The 20,355-nt window shown below is 66.3% G+C and carries 16 protein-coding genes; 9 read left to right on the top strand and 7 right to left on the bottom strand.

Annotated elements, in window-relative coordinates; translation table 11 throughout:
- Positions 1 to 125: 125 nt before the first annotated feature.
- The 6 genes from MARPU_RS06300 to MARPU_RS06275 all read right to left on the bottom strand — a co-directional run bounded on the left by MARPU_RS06300 (position 126) and on the right by MARPU_RS06275 (position 8,927).
- Positions 126 to 812: a putative metalloprotease CJM1_0395 family protein gene (locus MARPU_RS06300; protein ID WP_005220951.1), complete on the bottom strand. Its 687-nt coding sequence runs from the start codon at positions 810 to 812 to the stop codon at positions 126 to 128.
- A 149-nt stretch (positions 813 to 961) separates the two neighbouring features.
- On the bottom strand, positions 962 to 1,420 hold the full coding sequence (locus tag MARPU_RS06295) for a retropepsin-like aspartic protease family protein (RefSeq protein WP_051415136.1): 459 nt from the start codon (positions 1,418 to 1,420) through the stop codon (positions 962 to 964).
- Between the two features lie 17 nt (positions 1,421 to 1,437).
- A complete protein-coding gene (locus MARPU_RS06290) occupies positions 1,438 to 3,174 on the bottom strand; it encodes an AAA family ATPase (protein ID WP_005220949.1) in 1,737 nt (578 codons plus the stop codon).
- 76 nt (positions 3,175 to 3,250) lie between these two features.
- Entirely contained in the window at positions 3,251 to 3,544 is a 294-nt protein-coding gene (locus tag MARPU_RS06285) for a PilZ domain-containing protein (RefSeq protein WP_005220947.1), read from the bottom strand.
- 121 nt (positions 3,545 to 3,665) lie between these two features.
- Positions 3,666 to 4,595, bottom strand: a complete 930-nt coding sequence (locus tag MARPU_RS06280; RefSeq protein ID WP_005220944.1) for a chemotaxis protein — start codon at positions 4,593 to 4,595, stop codon at positions 3,666 to 3,668.
- A 474-nt stretch (positions 4,596 to 5,069) separates the two neighbouring features.
- Positions 5,070 to 8,927: an FAD/FMN-binding oxidoreductase gene (locus MARPU_RS06275; protein ID WP_005220937.1), complete on the bottom strand. Its 3,858-nt coding sequence runs from the start codon at positions 8,925 to 8,927 to the stop codon at positions 5,070 to 5,072.
- 205 nt (positions 8,928 to 9,132) lie between these two features.
- Between MARPU_RS06275 and MARPU_RS06270 the strand changes: the two genes are divergently transcribed.
- The 9 genes from MARPU_RS06270 (at position 9,133) to MARPU_RS06230 (ending at position 19,770) form a co-directional block, all read left to right on the top strand.
- Entirely contained in the window at positions 9,133 to 10,107 is a 975-nt protein-coding gene (locus tag MARPU_RS06270; RefSeq protein WP_005220936.1) for a TIGR01212 family radical SAM protein, read from the top strand.
- 20 nt (positions 10,108 to 10,127) lie between these two features.
- The gene (gene ubiU, locus MARPU_RS06265; RefSeq protein WP_005220928.1) at positions 10,128 to 11,123 is read left to right on the top strand and encodes a ubiquinone anaerobic biosynthesis protein UbiU; all 996 of its coding nucleotides are present in this window, start codon (positions 10,128 to 10,130) and stop codon (positions 11,121 to 11,123) included.
- A gap of 148 nt (positions 11,124 to 11,271) precedes the next feature.
- Complete coding sequence (gene ubiV / locus MARPU_RS06260) at positions 11,272 to 12,210, top strand: ubiquinone anaerobic biosynthesis protein UbiV (RefSeq protein WP_005220926.1); 939 nt, start codon at positions 11,272 to 11,274, stop codon at positions 12,208 to 12,210.
- 85 nt (positions 12,211 to 12,295) lie between these two features.
- Positions 12,296 to 14,164, top strand: coding sequence for a sensor histidine kinase (locus tag MARPU_RS06255; protein WP_005220924.1), 1,869 nt, complete (start codon positions 12,296 to 12,298; stop codon positions 14,162 to 14,164).
- Positions 14,161 to 15,522, top strand: coding sequence for a sigma-54-dependent transcriptional regulator (locus MARPU_RS06250; protein ID WP_005220922.1), 1,362 nt, complete (start codon positions 14,161 to 14,163; stop codon positions 15,520 to 15,522). Before MARPU_RS06255 ends, MARPU_RS06250 begins: the two co-directional genes overlap by 4 nt.
- 624 nt (positions 15,523 to 16,146) lie before the next feature.
- On the top strand, positions 16,147 to 17,154 hold the full coding sequence (locus tag MARPU_RS06245; RefSeq protein WP_005220920.1) for a TRAP transporter substrate-binding protein: 1,008 nt from the start codon (positions 16,147 to 16,149) through the stop codon (positions 17,152 to 17,154).
- A 179-nt stretch (positions 17,155 to 17,333) separates the two neighbouring features.
- Entirely contained in the window at positions 17,334 to 17,879 is a 546-nt protein-coding gene (locus MARPU_RS06240) for a TRAP transporter small permease (RefSeq protein WP_005220919.1), read from the top strand.
- Complete coding sequence (locus tag MARPU_RS06235; protein WP_005220917.1) at positions 17,876 to 19,276, top strand: TRAP transporter large permease; 1,401 nt, start codon at positions 17,876 to 17,878, stop codon at positions 19,274 to 19,276. Before MARPU_RS06240 ends, MARPU_RS06235 begins: the two co-directional genes overlap by 4 nt.
- Positions 19,273 to 19,770, top strand: coding sequence for a universal stress protein (locus MARPU_RS06230; protein ID WP_005220915.1), 498 nt, complete (start codon positions 19,273 to 19,275; stop codon positions 19,768 to 19,770). Before MARPU_RS06235 ends, MARPU_RS06230 begins: the two co-directional genes overlap by 4 nt.
- Positions 19,771 to 19,870: 100 nt before the next feature.
- Here MARPU_RS06230 and ubiT read toward each other — a convergent pair whose 3' ends face one another.
- On the bottom strand, positions 19,871 to 20,341 hold the full coding sequence (gene ubiT / locus MARPU_RS06225; protein ID WP_005220913.1) for a ubiquinone anaerobic biosynthesis accessory factor UbiT: 471 nt from the start codon (positions 20,339 to 20,341) through the stop codon (positions 19,871 to 19,873).
- Between the last annotated feature and the right edge of the window lie 14 nt (positions 20,342 to 20,355).

Genomic DNA, 20,355 nt, shown 5'->3' with positions numbered 1-20,355 from the left:
CGCTTCGCAGCACAGGGGCGCGTGTCCTGCCAGGGACTCCTGACGGGACACGTGCCCCCCTGCCGACACAGCCCCGCCAGGCGACAACACCAGATCGGCGCTCGGGGTGATGACCACCTCAGGACTCAGGCGAACTGGTTGATTTGCTCGGCTGAGCGCGCGGGCGCAAAGAATCCGGCAATCCTGCGCTCGAGTCGGTCGCGCTCGACCCCAGGCTCCAGCATGCCCGCGGAGTTCGCATCCTGCGCATTCGCATCGGCCCGTGCAGCCGACGCTTCCCCATCCATTCGACGCATTTCCTGATCCGCCTGCTCGAGAATACGCATCTCGCGCTGCGCCTCGATCTGCATCGCGCGCGCCTGGGCGGCAACCCGCTGATCCTGGCTGGAAGGCTCCGCGGGCGCCAAGGCAGCGCGCAACACGGTCTCGGCCTTCTCCAGCGTCGCCGCCGGATCGGCCTCCTCGGAGGTATCGATCTGCACCTCACCGCCGATCGCATACTGACGCCCGTCTGGGCCGGTTTGATAGGTATAGGTAGGACCGCCGGTGACATAACGCCCACCCGCGGCCACATGCGCCTGCTCGTGTGCGCGTACCTCACGGTCGCGCTGGCGCAACTGCTCGATCAGCCGCAGCTCTTCTGGCGTGGGCGTCTGTTCTGGCTGCTCTGCGGGGCGGGGCTGTGCGTCCTCGTTGGCTTCACGCCCAACGGTGGATGCCGTCTCTTGCTGGCGGGTGGCGCCACCGGAGGAGTCGGCAGCGGGCGCGGGAGAGGGCCGAAGCGACGCACCGACCCCGGTATGGATCTCCATCGGCGCTCACCGGGTATCGACTCTCTCTCAGTCTAGCCGTTGGCACATCAGGTTGCCGCGACATCCCCTCGACAATGCGATCCAGATCTCCACGAGGATACTGTGCGATTGCGTCATCGTCTCATCGCAGGAGAGCGACTCCGGCGACATCAGCGGTATAGCGCACGCAACACGATGGCTCCGGCAGCACGACATCGCGTGAGCCCACGCAGAAAGCTCTGCCCGAGCAAGACCTCGCCCGTCTCCTCTCCGATGACGACCACGGCAGCGACCCGCTCGCGTACGATGCCGCCGACCTGCACGCTATCGAGTTCCACGGCATACCCCAGACCGACTCCCGTCGTCCCCTGATGGCGCACGAGGCGACCGCGTGCATACACGAGCCCCAGCCGGGTCGCCTCACGCTCGCCGAGCACGACGGTATCGGCCTCGGGCGCCAACCGGAAGGTCACCGCCGAGCCACCGATCCGGCCACGCAACCGATATTCGCCTCGACTGTCGCGATAAAAGCGCGCCTCCGGTCCCGCTGCTTGCGTCTGTCCGCCGGGACAAGGATCGAGCGCCATCACCGGACAGGTCGCCACGGAGCAGAGCAGCACGAGAACCATTCCCCAGTGACGCCCCCTCACCGCAGCGACCCCTGTACCGAACCGATCGCACGAATCCACGGCCGGTCGGCGCGCACCGCTGCGGGCAAGGCCGCATAAACCCGCTCGGCCTCGCCGCGACTGGCAAAGGCACCGGCGAGCACGACCACGAAGTCGCGGTCGCGCGAGCGGATCGGCAGAAAACGCACGCCATCGAGACGGTGACGTATCACATAGTCTTGCGCTGCCTCGAGACTGCTGACAGCGATCAGCTGAATGGTGTAGCGATTGGGATTCTGCGCCACCAGCCAGTCCCGATCCACCGTCAGATCGAGACCTGAGTGCGGTTGTGATGGCGCGGGCTGTGGCGTGGACGCAACCGGCCGGGGACGCTCGACCGGCGGTGTAACCGGCGCAGGCGGCTGCTCCCGGGGTGGTTGCCGCACCAACGAGCCTGGTGGTGCGGGTTCGGGCGCTGGCGGCATCACCGCGCCGGGCGCGGGACGACTCAGCTCTCCCGGTGGCTGGGCCAGACGCGGACGCGGCGGTGGCGCGACCTCTGCCGACTCCAGCAGCAGACGGGCACGATCACGTGGTGCCGACGATGGGGCTGGACGCGGATCCTGCCCCTGGAGCTGGAAGACCACCGGCAACAGGATCGCCAGGGCCGCGCCACCGGCGATCGCTGGAACGAACCAACGCTGATTCCAGACCGGCATCGTCGGCGCTGCGGCCGCGGACCTCTTCGTCTTGATCACCTGCCGCGATGGCTTGTCGCCTTTGGTTCGTCTCAGCAGCGACACCAACCCCTTGATCGACTTTCTCGACGACGCTTCGGCAACGGCCGGCTCCGCTGCCGCGACGCGACGCGACATGGCCTTGGCCGGGGGGGCGTGCGGCTGTTCATCGATGCTCGCCGACAGTGCTCGGATGCGCTCGGCGATCAATTGCTCAGGGGTCTTCTCGTCGACCTCGGGCACGAGCTGACGGGGAGTCGGAGCGGGTTCGGGCTGGTGCGCCCCCGTCTCGACATCGTGACAGCGCGCCTCCAGCCACGCGCCGGCGAGTGTATTGAGTCCCTTCGGGCAGCCCTGGCTGCGGGCATGCAATGACTCGACATCGGCATCCGCGAGCAGGCCGAGCGGATTGTCCAGGCCGGCGGCCTCGAGCCGATGACAGAGATAGGCGCGGGCCTGCTCAAGGTTCAATGGACGCAGGCTGAGACGGCTGATCCGTCCCGGGTCGTCAGGCTCGAGTTGGAGCGGATAACGCGCCAGCGCCGGGTCGCCAGTCAGCACCAGACGCGGCGGCTCGCCGGTACGCTCGAGCAATCCATGACGTAGTCGCATCAGGGCGTGGACCAGATCGATACCGAGGTGATGCGCATCATCGATCGCGATGCAGAGTTCGGCTCCGGTGCTCAACAGCTGAGCCAACAGCTGCTCGAGCGAGCGCGTCACCCGAGCATCGGCACCGAGCTGAGCACGAAGGGTTGCCTCGAGCATCTCCACCGAGGTCCCGGGACGCGCGCGAAAGGCGATCAGCTCGAAACGATCCGGCAACAGACCGAGCAGACGCATCAGCTGCAGCGTTCGCCCACTGCCCGCCGGACCGGTCAACATCAGCACCGCGCCCGGCGCCTCCAGTACCTCGACGGCGGACTCGAGCAACTGATCGAGTAGCAGGTCGGTGTAGAGAAATGCCTCGCCGGCGCGCTCGTCAAAGGGGTCCTGGGTCAGCCGCAAGCGGCTCAAGCAATCGGGATCGAGCGCCATCAGAGAGTCGCCATCAAAACCAGCGCGGGCCCGTCACAACCGGACGGGCCCGCGCCTGAGAGGTGAAGTAAGGGGGTCAGCCAGCGTCGGAGACGAATTCGACCCCAATGACCTGGCGCTCACCATCGCGATCGACGCGCACCACATGACCGCTGCAGACCAACGGCGCGATGCGAGCACTCGGACTGCTGATACTGACCTCGAGCCGCTCGCCCGGGGAGAGCGGTGACTCACAGACCAGCGCACAGCCCGACGGGCTGAGATCGGTCAGACGGACAGAGAGCGTCTCATCGGTCTCCAAACGCTTGATGTTGGCCTCGGTATCGGCGTTCAGTCTCAGGAATTTACGACGTTCGTCATCGACCAGCATAGCGCCTCCTCAATGGATAAAAGGGATTCTCATGATGGATCGGGTATCCCTGTCTACCGCTCGGGGCGGCACATGAGCCGCTCCGAGCCTGACCACCCTATCCCCGAGATCCGCGCAACCATCAGGCACCGATCGCCGGTACCTCCTTCAACCGCTCCAACACAGCCTCGGCCAGATCGTCCGGGCTGTACTTCTGGATGAACTTGTTGGCTCCGGTCCGCTTCACCATATCGACGTTGAACTCGCCGCTGATCGAGGAGTGCAGCAGGATATACAACGCCTCGAGCCGAGGGTCCTTACGGATCTCGGTGGTGAGCTGATAGCCGTCCATCTCCGGCATCTCGATATCGGAGACGACCATACTGAAGTGCTCGGCAACGTCGACGCCCTCCTGTTGCATCTGATGGATCAGGTCGATCGCATGCTTGCCATCGGTGAGCAGCGTGCACTCGATCCCGAGCTGCTCGAGCGCGCGCTGGATCTGGTGGCGTGCCACCGCCGAGTCATCGACCACCAGCACGCGGTGGTTCTCGGCGTGAATGCGTTGGCTCAGATCCTGAGAGACATCGGTGCTCACATGCACCACTTGATCGAGCACCTTCTCGACATCGAGGATCTCGACCAGCTCGTTCTGGATCAAGGTCACCGCGGTCACATAGACGTTCTTGCCCAAACGCGGGGGCAGCTGCTGCACCTGATCCCACTGGGTATTGACGATGCGGTCGACCCGGCGGATCAGGAAGCCATGCACCGAACGGTTGTACTCGGTGATGATGATATAGCCCTTTTCCGGCTCGGCCATCTCCGGACCACCGACCGCCTGCGAGAGATCGATGATCGGCATGGTGATACCGCGCAGCGTCGCCATCCCCTTGACCAACGGATGGGCGCCGGCCGGGCGCGTCAACGGTTGATAGGGAATGACTTCCTTGACCTTGAAGACGTTGATTCCGAACAGCTGCTTGTGTTCGAGCTGGAACAACAGCAGCTCGAGCCGGGTGCCAGCGGCCTGGTTGGACTCGAGGGTCGACCCGGTATTGTTCTTCGACATGAGGAAATTCAATCGCTTCTGACGTCACAGGGTATCGCGCGATGCTACACGGCGCGCGCACACGCTTTCAAGGTTGCGCGGCCAGCGGCCAGCGGCCAGCGGCCAGCGGCCAGCGGCCAGCGGCCAGCGGCCAGCGGCCAGCGGCCAGCGGCCAGCGGCCAGAAGGATTGAACCGCAAAGGCGCGAAGGGCGCAAAGGGGACAGCGACCAGCGAGATTGGACGGCAAGGGGCTCCTGGCTGTCAGCCGCCGGTCATGAGCGCCGACCGCCTCCACTGGCGACTGGAAGCTGACCGCTGGAGGCTGATCCGCACCCAAGGCGGCCTCCAGCGACCAGTCGCCGGCTCATCAGCGCCCCGCCGCCGGCCGCACTACCCTAGCTGGCGGCTGGCGGCTGGCGGCTGGCGGCTGGCGGCTGGCGGCTGGCGGCTGGCGGCTGGCGGCTGGCGGCTGGCGGCTGAGTATGACCGCCGACTCAGAGCAACACGCGCTCGACGCCGCCGGCGCGGGCCTGCTCGATGAAGCGCTGCTGCCAGTCCTCGCCGATCAGACGACGCGCCATCTCGACGACGATGTAGTCGGTCTCCAGGCCGGTCTCGCCATGATACTTGGCCAAACCCTGCTGACAGGCCGGGCAAGCGGTGAGCAGCTTGGCCTCGCCGTGCTCGACCCGGGACGCGCCGGTGAGCGCGCGCAGCCCGGCCTCGAGTTCCTCGCGCTTGCGGAAGCGTACCTGGTTGGCGATGTCCGGGCGCTGCGCGCCCAGGGTACCCGCCTCGCCACAGCAGCGGTCCGAGAGCGTCACCGGATCACCGATCAGACTGGAGGCGACCTTGATCGGCGCATGGGTCTTCATCGGGGTGTGACAAGGATCGTGGTAGAGATACTTGACCCCATCGACACCCTGCAGGCTCATCCCCTTTTCCATCAGCCACTCGTGGATGTCGAGCAGTCGGCAGCCGGGGAAGATCCGCTCGAACTCGTACTTCAGCAGCTGATCCATGCAGGTTCCGCAGGAGACCACCACGGTACGGATATCCATGTAGTTGAGGGTGTTAGCCACGCGATGGAAGAGCACCCGGTTCTCCATGGTGATGCGCTGACCGCGCGCCTCCAGCCCGGCGGCGCGTTGCGGATAGCCACAGCACAGATAGCCCGGCGGCAGAATGGTCTGGGCACCACCGCGCCAGAGCATCGCCAGGGTCGCCAGACCGATGTCGGAGAACAGCCGCTCCGAGCCGCAGCCGGGGAAGTAGAACACCGCCTCGGCCTCCTCCTGCGCGACCCCGGGGTCACGCAGGATCGGGATCTGGGTCTTGTCCTCGAGCCCGAGTACTTGGCGGAAGGTCTGCTTGGGCAGTTCCACCCGGATCGGTCGCGCCACCAACTCGACCACCTGACCGACCGCCTTCGGCTTGCCGGTGGTGATCCCCGGGTGGCGCCTGGGCGCGCGTGTCAACCCCAGCAACCGCGCCACCCGGTGACCGAGATTGATCCCGGCAAAGCCCCAGCGTGCCAGCGCGGTGCGCAACAGCCGGATCGCCCGCGGATCGGTGACGTTGAGAAAGCGCATCGCCGCCCAGGCCCCAGGCGAGAAGCGGTTGCGCTTGCGCGCCACCAGGATGCGCCGCAGCCGCATGGTGACGTCGCCGAAGTCGATGTTCACCGGACAGGGAGCGAGACACTTGTGGCACACGGTGCAGTGGTCGGCGACATCGTTCATTGCGTCGAAGTGGCGCAACGACAACCCGCGCCGGGTCTGCTCCTCGTAGAGGAAGGCCTCGATGATCAACCCGGTGGCGAGGATCTTGTTGCGCGGCGAATAGAGCAGGTTGGCGCGCGGTACGTGAGTCATGCACTTGGGCTTGCACTTGCCGCAGCGCAGACAGTTCTTGACGTCGTCGTTGAGGGCGCCGAGTTCGGTCTCCTCGAGGATGATCGCCTCCTGCTGCACCAGCCGCAGCGAGGGCGTATAGGCACCCTCGAGCCCGGCGCCGGGCATCAGCTTGCCGCGGTTGAAGCGCTGCTGCGGGTCGACCCGTTCCTTGTAGGCGACGAAGGCCTCAAGCTTCTCCGGCTCCAGGTACTGCAGCTTGGTCAGACCGATGCCGTGCTCGCCCGAGATCACCCCGCCGAGCCCGGAGGCGAGCGCCATGATCCGCGCCACCACCTCGTCGGCCTCCTGGAGCATGGCGTAGTCCGAGGAGTGCACCGGGATGTTGGAGTGGACGTTGCCGTCACCGGCGTGCATGTGCAGCGCCACGAACAGCCGCGAGTCGCGCAGCCGACGATGGATCTCGACCAGACGCGTACGCACCCGCTCCAGGTCCTTGCCGGAGAAGATCTCGTTGAGCTGTGCGGCGACCTCGCGGACATAGGATTGGCGCAAGTCGCGACGCAGCATCATCGACAACAGGCTGTCGCCCTCGCGCGCTCGCGCGCGCTCTTTCTCGTGAAGCAGTTCGAGATGCTCGGCGGCCGGGGCCTCGAGGTGTTCGAGGATCGCGCGCCAGCGCGCCCGTGCCGTCTCCAGCACCTCACGTGCGGCATCGCGCTTGGCCGCGAGGATGGCGACATCCTCCTCCGAGACCTCGTAGTCACCGGCGCGGCGCGCCTCCTCCAGCCCGCTGCCGAGGTAGTCGAGCACCGCGGCCATGATCGCATCCTTGTTGCGGATCGACTGCTCGATGTTGATCCGCTCGATGCCCCGGCTGTAATCGGAGAGCCGGTCGAGCGGGATGACCACGTCCTCGTTGATCTTGAAGGCGTTGGTATGACGCGAGATCGCCGCGGTGCGCGCGCGATCGAGCCAGAAACGCTTGCGCGCCTCGGGGCTGACGGCGATGAAGCCCTCGCCGTCGCGCGCCCCCACCAGTTCCACCACCCGGGCTGCGGCGGCATCGAGCGCGGTCTCGTCATCGCTGACCAGATCAGCGATCAGCACCATCTTCGGCAGCTCGCGGCGCGAGGCCTTGGTGCTGTAGTCGACGGCGCGCACATAGCGCTCGTCGAGGTGCTCGAGCCCGGCGACCAGCACCTCGGGCAAGGACTCGATATAGTCCTTGATCTCGACGATCGCCGGCACCGCGAGATCGAGATCGGTGCCAAAGAACTCCATGCACACCGTGCGCACGTGATCGGGCATGCGATGGAGGATGAAACGCGCCGAGGTGATCAGCCCGTCACAGCCCTCCTTCTGCACCCCGGGGAGGCCGGAGAGGAACTTGTCGGTGACGTCCTTGCCGAGCCCGACCTTGCGGAACGAGGCACCGGGCATCTCCAGGATCTCGGGCTCACCGACCGGGGTGCGCCCGTCGGTGTCGTAGCGCGAGACACGGAAGCGCACCAGCGCCTGATCGTGGATGCGCCCGAGGTTGTGATCGAGCCGCTCGATCTCGAGCCACTGCGCATCCGGGGTGACCATCCGCCACGAGGCGAGGTTGTCGAGCGCGGTGCCCCACAGCACCGCTTTCTTGCCGCCGGCGTTCATCGCGATGTTGCCGCCGATGCAGGAGGCGTCCTGCGAGGTCGGGTCGACGGCAAAGGCCAGACCGTTGCTGTCGGCCAGGTCCGAGACCCGCCGGGTGACCACACCGGCGCCGCAGCGCACCGTCGGCACTTGGCCCTCGACCCCGGGCAGCTCGATCCGCTCGACACCCGAGAGCGATTCGAGCTTCTCGGTGTTGATCACCGCAGTGTGCTGATGCAGCGGCACCGCCGAGCCGGTATAGCCGGTGCCGCCACCGCGCGGGATCAGCGACAGCCCGCAGTCGATACAGGCGCGCACGATGGCGGCCACCTCGGACTCGCTGTCGGGGGAGATCACCACGAAGGGCAGCTCGACGCGCCAATCGGTGGCGTCGGTGGCATGCGAGACCCGTGCCAGACCGCCGAAGTCGAGATTGTCGGGATGGGTGATGCCGGCCAACGCCTTGCGCAGCCGCTCGCGATGGGCCTGCTCCTGAGCGAACCAGTCCTCGAGCCGGACAACCGCGCCACGCGCCGCCTCCAGCAGCTCGGCGGCGCGCTGGTTATCGTTGAGACGCTGCTCGAACTGATCGAGCCGGTGACGCATCGCCTGCAGCAGCAGCTGGCGACGATCGAGATTCTCGAGCAGATCCTCCTGTAGATAAGGATTGCGCGAGACCACCCACATGTCGCCCAACACCTCGAACAGCATCCGCGCCGACCGCCCGGTACGTCGACTCCCCCGCAGCGACTCGATCAGTCGCCACATGGGTTCGCCGAGAAACCGGATGACGATCTCGCGGTCGGAGTACGAAGTGTAGTTGTAGGGGATCTCGCGGATGCGGGGCTGGGATTCGGCTATCATGAAGTTCCAGTTCTTGAATTGGGTTTTTCTTGCATTACTACAAAATGGTACTGCAAAGCTGGCCCGAACATGCCCTCGAGTTGTCAGGGGTCAGTCTCCGCCCCAGATCCCGACCGCCACGGCGGCCTTCGCCCCGGTTCTCGGATTGCCCATTCGTTGATCTGGATCAAACGGTTATTCATCGAGCACGGTTAGCTTTAGTCGGATGCCCCCGCCCCAAGCCCAACAGCGCATCCTCAGCGATCGCGTCAATACCTTTGGACAGTATCTGCTGAACCGCTATGGTCAGCGGGTGCACAAACTCGCCCTCAACGCGGGGTTCACCTGCCCCAACCGCGACGGGACCAAGGGTCGCGGCGGCTGCACCTTCTGCAACAACGTCTCCTTCAGCCCCAACGCCAAGGAGCCGCCCTCGATCGCCGCGCAGATCGAGGCGGGCCGCGCCGTGCTCGCCAAGCGCACCGGGGCGCGCCGCTTCATGGCCTACTTCCAGGCCTACACCAACACCTACGACCCGATCGACGCGCTGCGCGAGCGCTACGACAGCGCGCTCGTCCACCCCGACGTCATTGGGCTGTCAATCGGCACCCGCCCCGATTGCGTGCCCGAGCCGGTGCTCGACCTGCTCGCGCGCTATCGCGCCCGCGGCAAGGAGATCTGGCTCGAACTCGGGCTGCAGTCGGCCGATGACAGCACGCTCGAGCGCGTCAATCGCGGCCACACCTTCGCCGACTACCAGCGTGCGGTGCAGGCGGCACACCGCCGCGGCATCCCGGTCTGCGCCCATCTCATCGTCGGCCTCCCCGGCGAGGGACGCGAGCATGCCATCGAGAGCCTCGAGCGCGTACTCGGGGTCGGTGTCGAGGGTCTCAAGCTGCACGCCCTGCACGTCGTGCGCCACACCCGTCTGGCGATCGACTGGCGGCGTGGTCACTACCAGCCACTCGCGCTGGAGGACTATGTCGCCACCTGCGCCGACATCATCGAGCGCACCCCGCCCGAGGTGACCTTCCACCGGGTCACCGGCACCGCCTCGCGCGACATCCTGCTCGCCCCCGACTGGTGCAGCCAGAAATGGGCCGTGCTCAACGGCATCGAAGCCGAACTGTATCGGCGCGGCACCCGACAGGGTGACCTGATCACGCCCTCGTCCTGCCGCAAACTTGCAAGTACCGCCTGACTCGCTGGAGACCATCCACCATGGAACTCGTCTGTCCCGCCGGCAACCTGCCGGCGCTGAAGGCCGCCGTCGACAACGGCGCCAATGCCGTCTACATCGGTTTTCGCGACGATACCAACGCCCGCCACTTCGCCGGTCTGAACTTCGGCGACAAGCAGATCCGTGAAGGTCTGCGCTATGCGCACGACCGTAACGTCAAGGTCTTCGTCGCGGTCAACACCTATGCCCAGCCCAACGGCTGGGAGCGCTGGAGCGCCGCGGTCGACCGCGCCGCCGACCTCGGCGTCGACGCCCTGATCCTTGCCGACATGGGCGTGCTCGACTATGCCGCCAACAAGCACCCGCAGCTCAACCTGCACCTCTCGGTGCAAGGTTCGGCAACCAACCCGGCGGCGATCAACTTCATGCACCGCCAGTTCGGCATCAAGCGCGTGGTGGTGCCGCGCGTGCTCTCGCTCGCTCAGGTCGCACACCTGATCGAACGCTGCGACGTGCCGGTCGAGATCTTCGGCTTCGGCAGCCTGTGCGTGATGGTCGAGGGGCGCTGCCTGCTCTCCTCCTATGCCACCGGCCAGTCGCCCAATACCTTCGGCGCCTGCTCGCCAGCCTCCCACGTCGAGTGGATCGACACCGCCGAGGGTCAGGAGACGCGCCTCGGCGGCGTGCTGCTCGAGCGTCGTGGTCACGGCGAGCCGGCCGGCTACCCGACCATCTGCAAGGGCCGCTTCCAGGTCGAGGGCAAGCTGCGCTATGCCATCGAGGAGCCGACCAGCCTCAACACCATGGAGATCCTCCCCGACATCATCGCCTCCGGGGTGAGCGCGATCAAGATCGAGGGACGCCAGCGCAGCACCCGCTACGTCACCCAGGTGACCCGGGTCTGGCGCGAGGCGATCGACGCCTGTCGTCGCGACCCCCAGAACTTCCGCCCGCGCGACGACTGGCGGGCAGCACTGGCCCAGGTCTCCGAGGGCACCCAGACCACGCTCGGCCCCTACCACCGCCAGTGGCACTAGCGATCACCGGGGATCAACGCCGCGTCGCCAACCGGCACTCGACGCGGCGCGCCCCGGCCGCCAGACCCGAACGGACACGGCCAGGGGCGTGACGACGATCGCCGCCCCAGTCAATCCACACCAACAGCCCCACTGACACCCGATAGCCATGCAACCCCAGCACACGCCAAACCAGCGCCCCCGTCTCTCGCTCGGTCCCCTGCTCTATCACTGGCCGCGCGAACAGGTGATGGATTTCTACGCCGAGATGCTCGAGACCCCGGTGGCGACCATCTATCTCGGTGAGACCATCTGCTCCAAGCGTCGCCTGCTGCGTCCCGAGGACTACTGGGAGCTGGCCGAGCGCGTCGCCGCCGCCGGCAAGGAGCCGGTGATCTCGACCCTGGCGCTGATCGAGTCCGACGGTGAACTCAAGACCCTGGAGCGACTCTGCTCCGATCGCCGCTTCAAGGTCGAGGCCAACGACCTCGGCGCGCTGGAATATCTCGACGGTCACCCCTTCGTCGCCGGTCACTCGATCAACCTCTACAACGACCGCACCCTCGCCTTCCTCGCCCGCCACGGACTCGAGCGCTGGGTGCTGCCGGTCGAACTCGGTCGCGACACCGCGCGCGCGCTGATCGCGACCCGCCCCGAGGGCGTCGAGTGCGAACTGTTCGCCTTCGGCCGCCTGCCGCTGGCCTACTCAGCGCGCTGCTTCACCGCCTACAACCGCGATCTCGCCAAGGACGACTGCCAGTTCTGCTGCATCGACTATCCCGACGGGCTGACCATCGACACCCAGGAAGGTGATACCTTCCTCACCCTCAACGGCATCCAGACCCAATCGGCGAGCACCCACACCCTGCTCGGCGCACTCGACGAGGTCACCGCGCTCGGCGTCGAGCTGCTGCGCATCAGCCCGCAGTCGCGTCACACCAGCGACATCATCGCCGTGTTCGATGCCTGTCTGCGCGGCGACATGAGCCGGACCGAAGGACTGGCCAAGCTGCGAGAATACGCCCCCTCGGGGCTGTGCGACGGCTACTGGACCGGCGCCGCCGGCTATGCCGGCAGCACCGGCGTCGCCGTCCCCGGACCGGCCTGATCCCGCCACCCCGGCGCCTCGGGGCCCGAGGCGCCGTCCGCACTGACGCGCGACGGCGCGTCCGGCACCGGGCCGGAAGACGCGCTTGATCGCCGACCAGACACCATCCTCCCGCCCGCATCCCGCTCGCCACCTACCCTGGCTGGCGCTGCTTGCGCTCGTCTGCGTCGGACTCTGGGGGCTGGCGCGCTGGGCCTATCACGACGGCGTCGAGCGCCTGGCTGAGCAGGCGCGCACCGATCTCGACCTCTATGTCGTCCACCTCCAGGGGCTGCTGGCCAAGTACGAACCGCTGCCCGAACTGCTCGCCACCAACCCGCGCCTGACCGAGTTCCTGCGCGCCCCGGGCGGACGCGAGAGCATCGTCGCGCTCAACCGCTACCTGGAGACGGTCAACCGCATCAGCGACGCCACCGACACTTATCTGATGGACGCCGAGGGGCTGACCATTGCCGCGAGCAACTGGAACGCCGAACGCCCCTTCGTCGGCCGCGACTTCAGCTTCCGCCCCTACTTCCACGACGCCATGGAGGGTGAGCTGGGCCGCTACTTCGCCCTCGGCACCACCTCCAAGCGACGCGGCTACTACTTCGCCTACCCGGTGCGTGAGGGGCGCGAGATCCTCGGCGCCGTGGTGGTCAAGATCGACGTCACCGAGGCCGAGCGACGTTGGGCCAAGTCGGGACACATCTTCCTGGTCACCGACCCCGATGGGGTGATCTTCATCTCCACCGAACCGGCACAGCGCTTTCGCACCCTGCACCCGCTCGCCCCCGAGGTCAGACGGCGCATCCGCGCCAGCAACCGCTATCTCGACGCCGCTCTCGAACCGCTCGAGCTGACGGTCCGCGACACCACCGCCGATGGCGCCCTGGTCCGGCTCGGTCCGCCCGCACCCTGGCCGGAACCCTCGCCCTACCTGCTCCAGTCGCGCGCGATGCAGAGCGCCGGTTGGCAGGTCCACGTACTCTCCAACACCGGTGCGGTGATGCGCGACAGCCTCAAGCTGACCGCGCTCGCCGCCGCGCTGCTCGCGGTCACCGCACTCGGCGTCGCGCTACTGCTGCAGCGCCAGCGCAGCCGTCGCGCCCATGCCGCACTCACCGAGCGCGCGCGCGCCACCCTCGAGCGCATCAACCTCGAACTCGAGGCCCGAGTCGCCAACCGCACCGAGGAACTCACCCGCACCAACCGCCGACTGCGCGCCGAGATCGACGAGCGACTGCGCGCCGAGCAGGCGCTGCGCGAAACCCAGCAGGCACTGATCCAGTCGGCCAAGCTCGCCACCCTCGGGCAGATGTCGGCGAGCATCAACCACGAACTCAACCAGCCACTGGCGGCGATCCGCACCTATGCCGATAATGGACGATTGCTGCTCGCCAAGGAGCGTCATCAGGAGGTCGCGGCCAACCTCGGCCAGATCCTCGCGCTCACCGAGCGCATGGCCAAGATCGGCTCCCAGTTCAAGCTGTTCGCGCGCAAGACCTCGGGCGAGCTGACCCGACTGCCACTGGCGGCGGTGATCGAAAGCGCGACCCGGATCATCGCGCCGATGCTCGCGCGCTGTCACGGCGAACTGATCGCGCGCGTCCCCGATCACCTGCAGGTCCGCGCCAACGACGTGCTGCTCCAACAGGTCATCGTCAATCTGCTCGGCAACGCCTGTCAGGCGATCGCTGAGGCCGAACAACGCCGCATCGAGATCGATGCCCGCCAGGAGGGCGATACCGTGGTGACTTGGGTGCGCGACACCGGCCCTGGCATCCCCGAGTCCGACCTGGCGGTGATCTTCGAGCCTTTTTTCACCACCAAGGCCGCGGGCGACGGGCTCGGGCTGGGGCTGGCCATTTCCTCGCGCATCACCACCGAGATGGGTGGCGCGCTGGTGGCCAAGCCCGCTCGCGCGGGCGCCTGCTTCGAACTGCGCCTGTCGGCTGCGGAGACCCCTGAATGAGTCAATCGCCACACGTCATCTTCGTCGACGACGAGCAACACATCCGCGCCGCCAACCGCCAGACCCTAGAGCTCGCCGGGCTCACCGCTCAGGTGTTCGACCGCGCCGAGCGCGCCCTGCCGCTGCTCAGTCGCGACTGGCCCGGGGTACTGATCACCGACATCCGCCTGCCCGGGATCGACGGGCTCGAACTGCTCGCCCAGGCCCAGGCCATCGACCCCGACCTGCCAGTGATCCTGATCACCGGTCACGGCGACATCAGCACTGCGGTCAACGCGATGCGCGCCGGGGCCTATGACTTCATCGAGAAGCCCTACCCCGCCGAGCGTCTGCTCGACACCGTGCAGCGCGCGCTCGACAAGCGCGCGCTGGTGATGGAGAACCGCAACCTGCGCGTCGAACTGATGGCCAACACCGCCCTCGGCCCGCGCATCATCGGTCACAGCCCGGCGATGCGCCGGCTGCGCGCGACCATCTCGCAGATCGCCGACACCGGCGCCGACGTGTTGATCCTCGGCGAGACCGGCACCGGCAAGGAGCTGGTGGCGCGCTCGCTGCACGAGCACAGCAACCGTCGTGACCGCAACTTCGTCCCGGTCAACTGCGGCGCAGTCCCCGAGAGCATGATCGAGAGCGAGCTGTTCGGTCACGAGGCCGGCGCCTTCACCGGCGCCAAGGCGCGGCGCATCGGCAAGTTCGAGCACGCCCACGAGGGCACCTTGTTCCTCGACGAGATCGAGAGCATGCCCGCACCGGCTCAAGTGCAGCTGCTGCGCGTGCTCCAGGAGCGCACCATCGAGCGGCTCGGCTCCAACCAGCTCATCCCGCTCGACTTCCGCGTGGTGGCGGCGACCAAGATCGACCTGCGCGAAGCGGCCACCGCCGGCGACTTCCGCGAGGATCTCTACTACCGACTCAACGTCCTCACCCTGCACATCCCGCCGCTGCGCGAACGACGCGAGGACATCCCGCTGCTGTTCCATCACTTCCTGCTCGTCGCCCAGGACCGCTTCCAGCGCGACGCACCCTTCCCCGAGCAGGACCAGATCAGCCGCCTGCTCGGGCACGACTGGCCGGGCAACGTGCGCGAGCTGCGCAACCTCACCGAGCGCTATGTGCTGATCGGCGAGCAGTACGACTGGTCGCTCGAGACGCTGTTCGCCGGCGATCCCGACAGCGGCCTGCCGCAGACCCTGCCGACCCAGGTCGAGTGCTTCGAGCGCAGCCTGATCGTGCAGGCGCTGGCGGCCAACAAGGGCAGCATCAAGGACACCATGACCACCCTCGGCATCCCCCGCAAGACGCTCTACGACAAGATGCAGAAACACGGACTCGACAAGGACGACTACAAGGACTGAGATCGGATCGGCGGATATCCGCCGCGCCGCCCGCCCCGCAATGGGTGGAATTCCACCCACCCCAGCCCGCCACCTCGCTCTCCGGTCCCGGAGTCATCAGCACCGCCCCGGCTTCTCATCTCGACACTCAGCGCACACGCAGCGCAACCTACTGAAAGAAAAAAGTAATATTCGAAAGTTCGGAGGGCGTCGAGATGGCGCCGATCACATCCAAAAAACTTGGCCTATAAATTGCTTTAATGTGGTGCTCGATCCAACTGGATCGGCGAGACATCACCCATTCTCGTGCGCAACGGCTGCATCTCCCCGGCGGAGACGGCCATAGCCCAGGGTTCGGAGTGAATCCGACAGGAAGGCGAGCGGGCCAACAGGCTTTCACAATCAAGGAGATGGGACACCATCGACCGCGCCGAGCGGGACGATACAAGGTGTCTGCGTCATGGACGGGGACGAAGAGCGCCGAGACCCACGCTACCCTTCTCGGGGGCGAGGCGTGCGGGGCGAACAGCTCCCGCGCGTTGCCCGCCCTGGAACAGACCGGCACTTGAGTGAAAAACCGCCGCCCACCGGGCGGCCCGCTAACCCACCCCGACCAGAAAGGCGGGGCCTCTTGCGGAGGAACTGATGAAACCGACCTTAGCCGCACTCTCCCTGGCTGCGATCACGGCCGCATCCACGCTCGTCACCGGCACCGCTAGCGCCGCCGATGATCCGATCGTGATCAAGTTCTCGCACGTCGTGGCCGAGAACACCCCCAAGGGCCAGATGGCGCTGAAGCTCCAGGAGCTGGTTGAAGAGCGCATGGGCGACCGCGTCGTTGTCGAGGTCTACCCCAACTCGCAGCTGTTCGGCGATGACAAGGTGCTCGAGGCCATGCAGCTCGGCGACGTACAGCTAGCCGCGCCCGCGCTCTCCAAGTTCGGTCGCTACACCAAGAAGCTCGCCCTCTTCGACCTGCCCTTCCTGTTCGAGGACCTCGACGCAGTCGATCGCTTCCAGCAGAGCGAAGCCGGTCAGGAGCTGCTCACTTCGATGGAGAAGAAGGGGCTGATCGGACTCGGCTATCTCCACAGCGGTCTCAAGCAGTTCAGCTCGAACGAGCCGCTGCGCGTGCCCGAGGACGCTGCCGGCATGAAGTTCCGCATCATGTCCTCCGAGGTGCTCGAGGCACAGTTCAAGGCGGTCGACGCCACCCCGCTGAAGAAGCCCTTCTCCGAGGTCTTCACTCTGCTCCAGACCAAGGCAATCGACGGTCAGGAGAGCCCCTGGTCGAACACCTACACCAAGAAGTTCTTCGAGGTGCAGCCTTACATCACCGAGTCCAACCACGGTCTGCTCGACTACATGGTGGTGACCTCGGCTGAGTTCTGGAACGGGCTGCCCGACGACCTCCGCGCCGAACTCAAGGCCGCGATCGACGAGGCGGTGACCTACGGCAACCAGGTCGCTCGCGACAAAGATCTCGACTATCGCCAAAAGATCGTCGACTCCGGTCGCACCGAGATCATCACCCTCACGCCTGAGGAGCGCGCCCAGTGGCTGCAGGCGATGAAGCCGGTGTGGGAGGAGTTCGAGGACGAGATCGGCGCCGAGCTGATCGACGCCGCCTACGCCTCGAACCGCGGCAACTGAGCCCCGCCGACCTGTCCTGACCTCCAGGACGGGTCGCCCGGTCACGCTCAGTCAGCGCGCCCCGCGGCCCCGTCCGCGGGGCGCGTTGCATCATCGACGGCCCGACCTCGCGCGCCAGGCGGCGCGCCAGTGTCTACCCTCAATCTGACCACCTTCACTCAACTCGAGCGTCATTGACCATGTTCTTGCGCTTCATCAACAAGACCGAGGAGGCCATCATCTCGCTGCTGCTGGTGGCGATGACCCTCCTGGTGTTCGCCGAGGTCATCATGCGCTTCGGCTTCAGCACCGGCGTCTCCTGGGGCCAGGAGGCCACCCTGCACCTGTCGGCCTGGTTCGTCCTGTTCGGCGTCTCCTACGGCCTCAAGGTCGGCGCCCACATCGGGGTCGACGCCTTCGTGCGACTGTTCTCGCCGCTCGTCCAGCGGCTGATCTCGGCGCTCGCCATCCTGCTCGCGCTGGCCTATTGCGGACTGTTCATCTACGGCGCCTGGATCTATCTGGGCAAGATGAAGATGATCGGCATCGAACTCGAGGACATCGCCGTCCAGACCTGGATCGCCGACAGCATCCTGCTGATCGGGCTGGCCATGCTCTCGATCCGCCTGCTCGAGCTGCTGTGGGCCGTGGCCACCGGTCGCGCCACCGGCTTCCACCAGACCAACGAGGCAGAGGAAAGCATGCACCTGGCCGAAGAACTCAAGCGTGAGGTGGCCGACCAATGACCACCGCAACCCTATTCCTGTTGCTGTTCGGTTGCATGCTGCTGGGCATGCCGATCGCCATCGCGCTCGGGCTCTCCAGCATCACCACCATCCTGCTGTTCTCCAACGATTCGCTCGCCTCGATCGCGCTCAAACTGTTCGAGGCGCTCTCCGGGCACTACACCCTGCTGGCGATTCCCTTCTTCATCCTCTCCTCGGCGTTCCTCTCGACCGGCGGCGTGGCCAAGCGCCTGATCCGCTTCGCCACCGACGTGGTCGGACACATCCGTGGCGGCCTGGCGATGGCCTCGGTGCTCGCCTGCATGCTGTTCGCCGCCGTCTCCGGCTCATCGCCGGCGACCGTCGCCGCCATCGGCACCATCGTCATCGCCGGCATGGTCAAGTCCGGCTATCCGAAGGAGTTCGCCGCGGGTGTCATCACCAATGCCGGCACCCTCGGTATCCTCATCCCGCCCTCGATCGTGATGCTGGTCTATGCCGCCGCCACCGAGGTCTCGGCCGCGCGCATGTTCATGGCCGGCTTCGTGCCCGGGCTGATGATGGGTCTGATCCTGATGATCGCCATCTATATCGTCGCTCGCATCAAGAAGCTGCCCTCGCAGCCCTGGCCGGGCTTCCGCGAGATCTTCCGCGCCGCCTTCAGCGCCTCCGGCGGCATCCTGCTGATCGTCATCGTGCTCGGCTCGATCTACGGCGGCGTGGCCAGCCCCACCGAGGCGGCAGCGGTCTCGGCAGTCTATGCCTTCCTGGTCGCAGTGATCGGCTACCGCGACATGGGCCCGCTCAAGACCGTGCCCTGGCGCTACCAGGGCGAGGGCTTCTTCCGCATGCTCGGGCGCAACACCTGGCAGGTACCCACGGCACTGGCCACCAGCTTCGCCCACCCCGAGGTACGCAAGGTGGTGCTGGATGCGGCCAAGGTCTCGATCATGCTGCTGTTCATCATCGCCAACGCGATGCTGTTCGCCCATGTGCTGACCACCGAGCGCATCCCGCACCAGATCGCCGAGTCGATCGTCGCCTGGGGCCTGGAGCCGTGGATGTTCCTCATCGTGGTCAACATCCTGCTGCTGATCGCCGGCAACTTCATGGAGCCCTCGGCGATCCTGCTGATCATGGCGCCGATCCTCTTCCCCATCGCCATGCAGCTCGGCATCGACCCGATCCACTTCGGCATCATCATGGTCGTCAACATGGAGATCGGCATGCTCACGCCGCCGGTCGGACTCAACCTGTTCGTCACCGCCGGCATCACCGGCGAGAGCATCGGCTGGGTCATCAAGGCGGTGCTGCCGTGGATGCTGCTGCTCCTTGGTTTCTTGATGTTGATCACCTATATCCCGCAGATCTCGCTGTTCCTGCCGGAATACATCGACCAATTGCAGGGTTATAAATGATGACGAACCAGATGCCGATCTATCAGCACATCCTCTACGCATCGGACTTCGGCACCCACACCCGTCCGGTGTTCCACAACGCCGTGGCACTGGCCAAGAGCACCGGCGCGCGGATCACCATGCTACACGTGGTCGAGCCGATGGGCAGCACCGGCCAGACGGTGGTCGGCGCCTATCTGCCGGACATGAACATGAAGCAGCACGAGCAGGAGGTGCTCAAGGAGGTGCTCGCCACCCTCCACAAGCGCCTGGCCAAGTACTGCGCCGAGGTTCCCGGTTCGTGCGACGCCGAATCGGAGATCGTCGAGGCGCTGGAAGTGGCCAGCGGCCTGCCCTCGGAGGAGATCCTCCGGGTGGCCCAGGCGCGCGAGGCCGATCTGATCGTGCTCGGCACCCGTACCCATGCACAGATGGGACTGGGTGCGATCGGCTCGACCGCTCGCAAGGTGTTGCACAACAGCCCGATCCCGGTGCTGATCGTGCCCAACCACTGAGAGGATGCGCCAGGGACGGCGCCAGCACGGCATCACAACGAAAACGCCCCGTCAGGCCAAGCCTGACGGGGCGTTTTCACGCCTGCGACGAGGGACCGGCTCAGTGGCCGGGGAAGCGTACCCCGGCCATGCGGTCGATCGCGCGGGTCAGCGGCTGCCAGCGCTCCGGCGGCTCGAAGGCATCGAGGAAGTTCTTCAGATACAGTCCGAGTTCGGTGCTGCCCGACATCCGCAGCCGACGCTGGAAGAACAGGGTGTCGGCGTCCTCCTGACGCGCCGCCAGCATCATGAACTCGCGGGTGTCGCCGGCGATGCTGGCGTCGGCCGGACGCTGCTCGCCATAGCCCTGGATACGACCATTCTCGAAACCGAGGCGATAACGCACACCCATGTCGGCGATCTCGATGGCGACTTGACGGCCCTCGAGGAAGTCGAGTTCGCCATCAGCGATGGCCTCCTTCATCACCTGGTTGAGGATGCGCGCCAGCGCGCGGCTGTGGAAGGTCGTCGGCATCAGGCGCAGCGGCAGAGAGAGCGGACGCAGCAGACGGGGGGGAAGGACAGACGACATGGTGGTAATGATCT

It is taken from the genome of Marichromatium purpuratum 984 (genome assembly GCF_000224005.2).
In the GTDB taxonomy this organism is placed as follows: domain Bacteria; phylum Pseudomonadota; class Gammaproteobacteria; order Chromatiales; family Chromatiaceae; genus Marichromatium; species Marichromatium purpuratum.
This window is presented reverse-complemented; position numbering and strand designations above follow the sequence as displayed.

What these genes read in the sequence shown, in the direction of transcription:
- ubiU (WP_005220928.1), top strand. Translation starts at nt 10,128, where the DNA reads ATGGAACTCGTCTGTCCCGCCGGCAACCTGCCGGCGCTGAAGGCCGCC.
- MARPU_RS06290 (WP_005220949.1), bottom strand. Translation starts at nt 3,174, where the DNA reads ATGGCGCTCGATCCCGATTGCTTGAGCCGCTTGCGGCTGACCCAGGAC.
- MARPU_RS06275 (WP_005220937.1), bottom strand. Translation starts at nt 8,927, where the DNA reads ATGATAGCCGAATCCCAGCCCCGCATCCGCGAGATCCCCTACAACTAC.
- MARPU_RS06250 (WP_005220922.1), top strand. Translation starts at nt 14,161, where the DNA reads ATGAGTCAATCGCCACACGTCATCTTCGTCGACGACGAGCAACACATC.
- ubiV (WP_005220926.1), top strand. Translation starts at nt 11,272, where the DNA reads ATGCAACCCCAGCACACGCCAAACCAGCGCCCCCGTCTCTCGCTCGGT.
- MARPU_RS06235 (WP_005220917.1), top strand. Translation starts at nt 17,876, where the DNA reads ATGACCACCGCAACCCTATTCCTGTTGCTGTTCGGTTGCATGCTGCTG.
- MARPU_RS06240 (WP_005220919.1), top strand. Translation starts at nt 17,334, where the DNA reads ATGTTCTTGCGCTTCATCAACAAGACCGAGGAGGCCATCATCTCGCTG.
- MARPU_RS06245 (WP_005220920.1), top strand. Translation starts at nt 16,147, where the DNA reads ATGAAACCGACCTTAGCCGCACTCTCCCTGGCTGCGATCACGGCCGCA.
- MARPU_RS06280 (WP_005220944.1), bottom strand. Translation starts at nt 4,595, where the DNA reads ATGTCGAAGAACAATACCGGGTCGACCCTCGAGTCCAACCAGGCCGCT.
- MARPU_RS06295 (WP_051415136.1), bottom strand. Translation starts at nt 1,420, where the DNA reads ATGGTTCTCGTGCTGCTCTGCTCCGTGGCGACCTGTCCGGTGATGGCG.
- MARPU_RS06285 (WP_005220947.1), bottom strand. Translation starts at nt 3,544, where the DNA reads ATGCTGGTCGATGACGAACGTCGTAAATTCCTGAGACTGAACGCCGAT.
- ubiT (WP_005220913.1), bottom strand. Translation starts at nt 20,341, where the DNA reads ATGTCGTCTGTCCTTCCCCCCCGTCTGCTGCGTCCGCTCTCTCTGCCG.
- MARPU_RS06230 (WP_005220915.1), top strand. Translation starts at nt 19,273, where the DNA reads ATGATGACGAACCAGATGCCGATCTATCAGCACATCCTCTACGCATCG.
- MARPU_RS06300 (WP_005220951.1), bottom strand. Translation starts at nt 812, where the DNA reads ATGGAGATCCATACCGGGGTCGGTGCGTCGCTTCGGCCCTCTCCCGCG.
- MARPU_RS06270 (WP_005220936.1), top strand. Translation starts at nt 9,133, where the DNA reads ATGCCCCCGCCCCAAGCCCAACAGCGCATCCTCAGCGATCGCGTCAAT.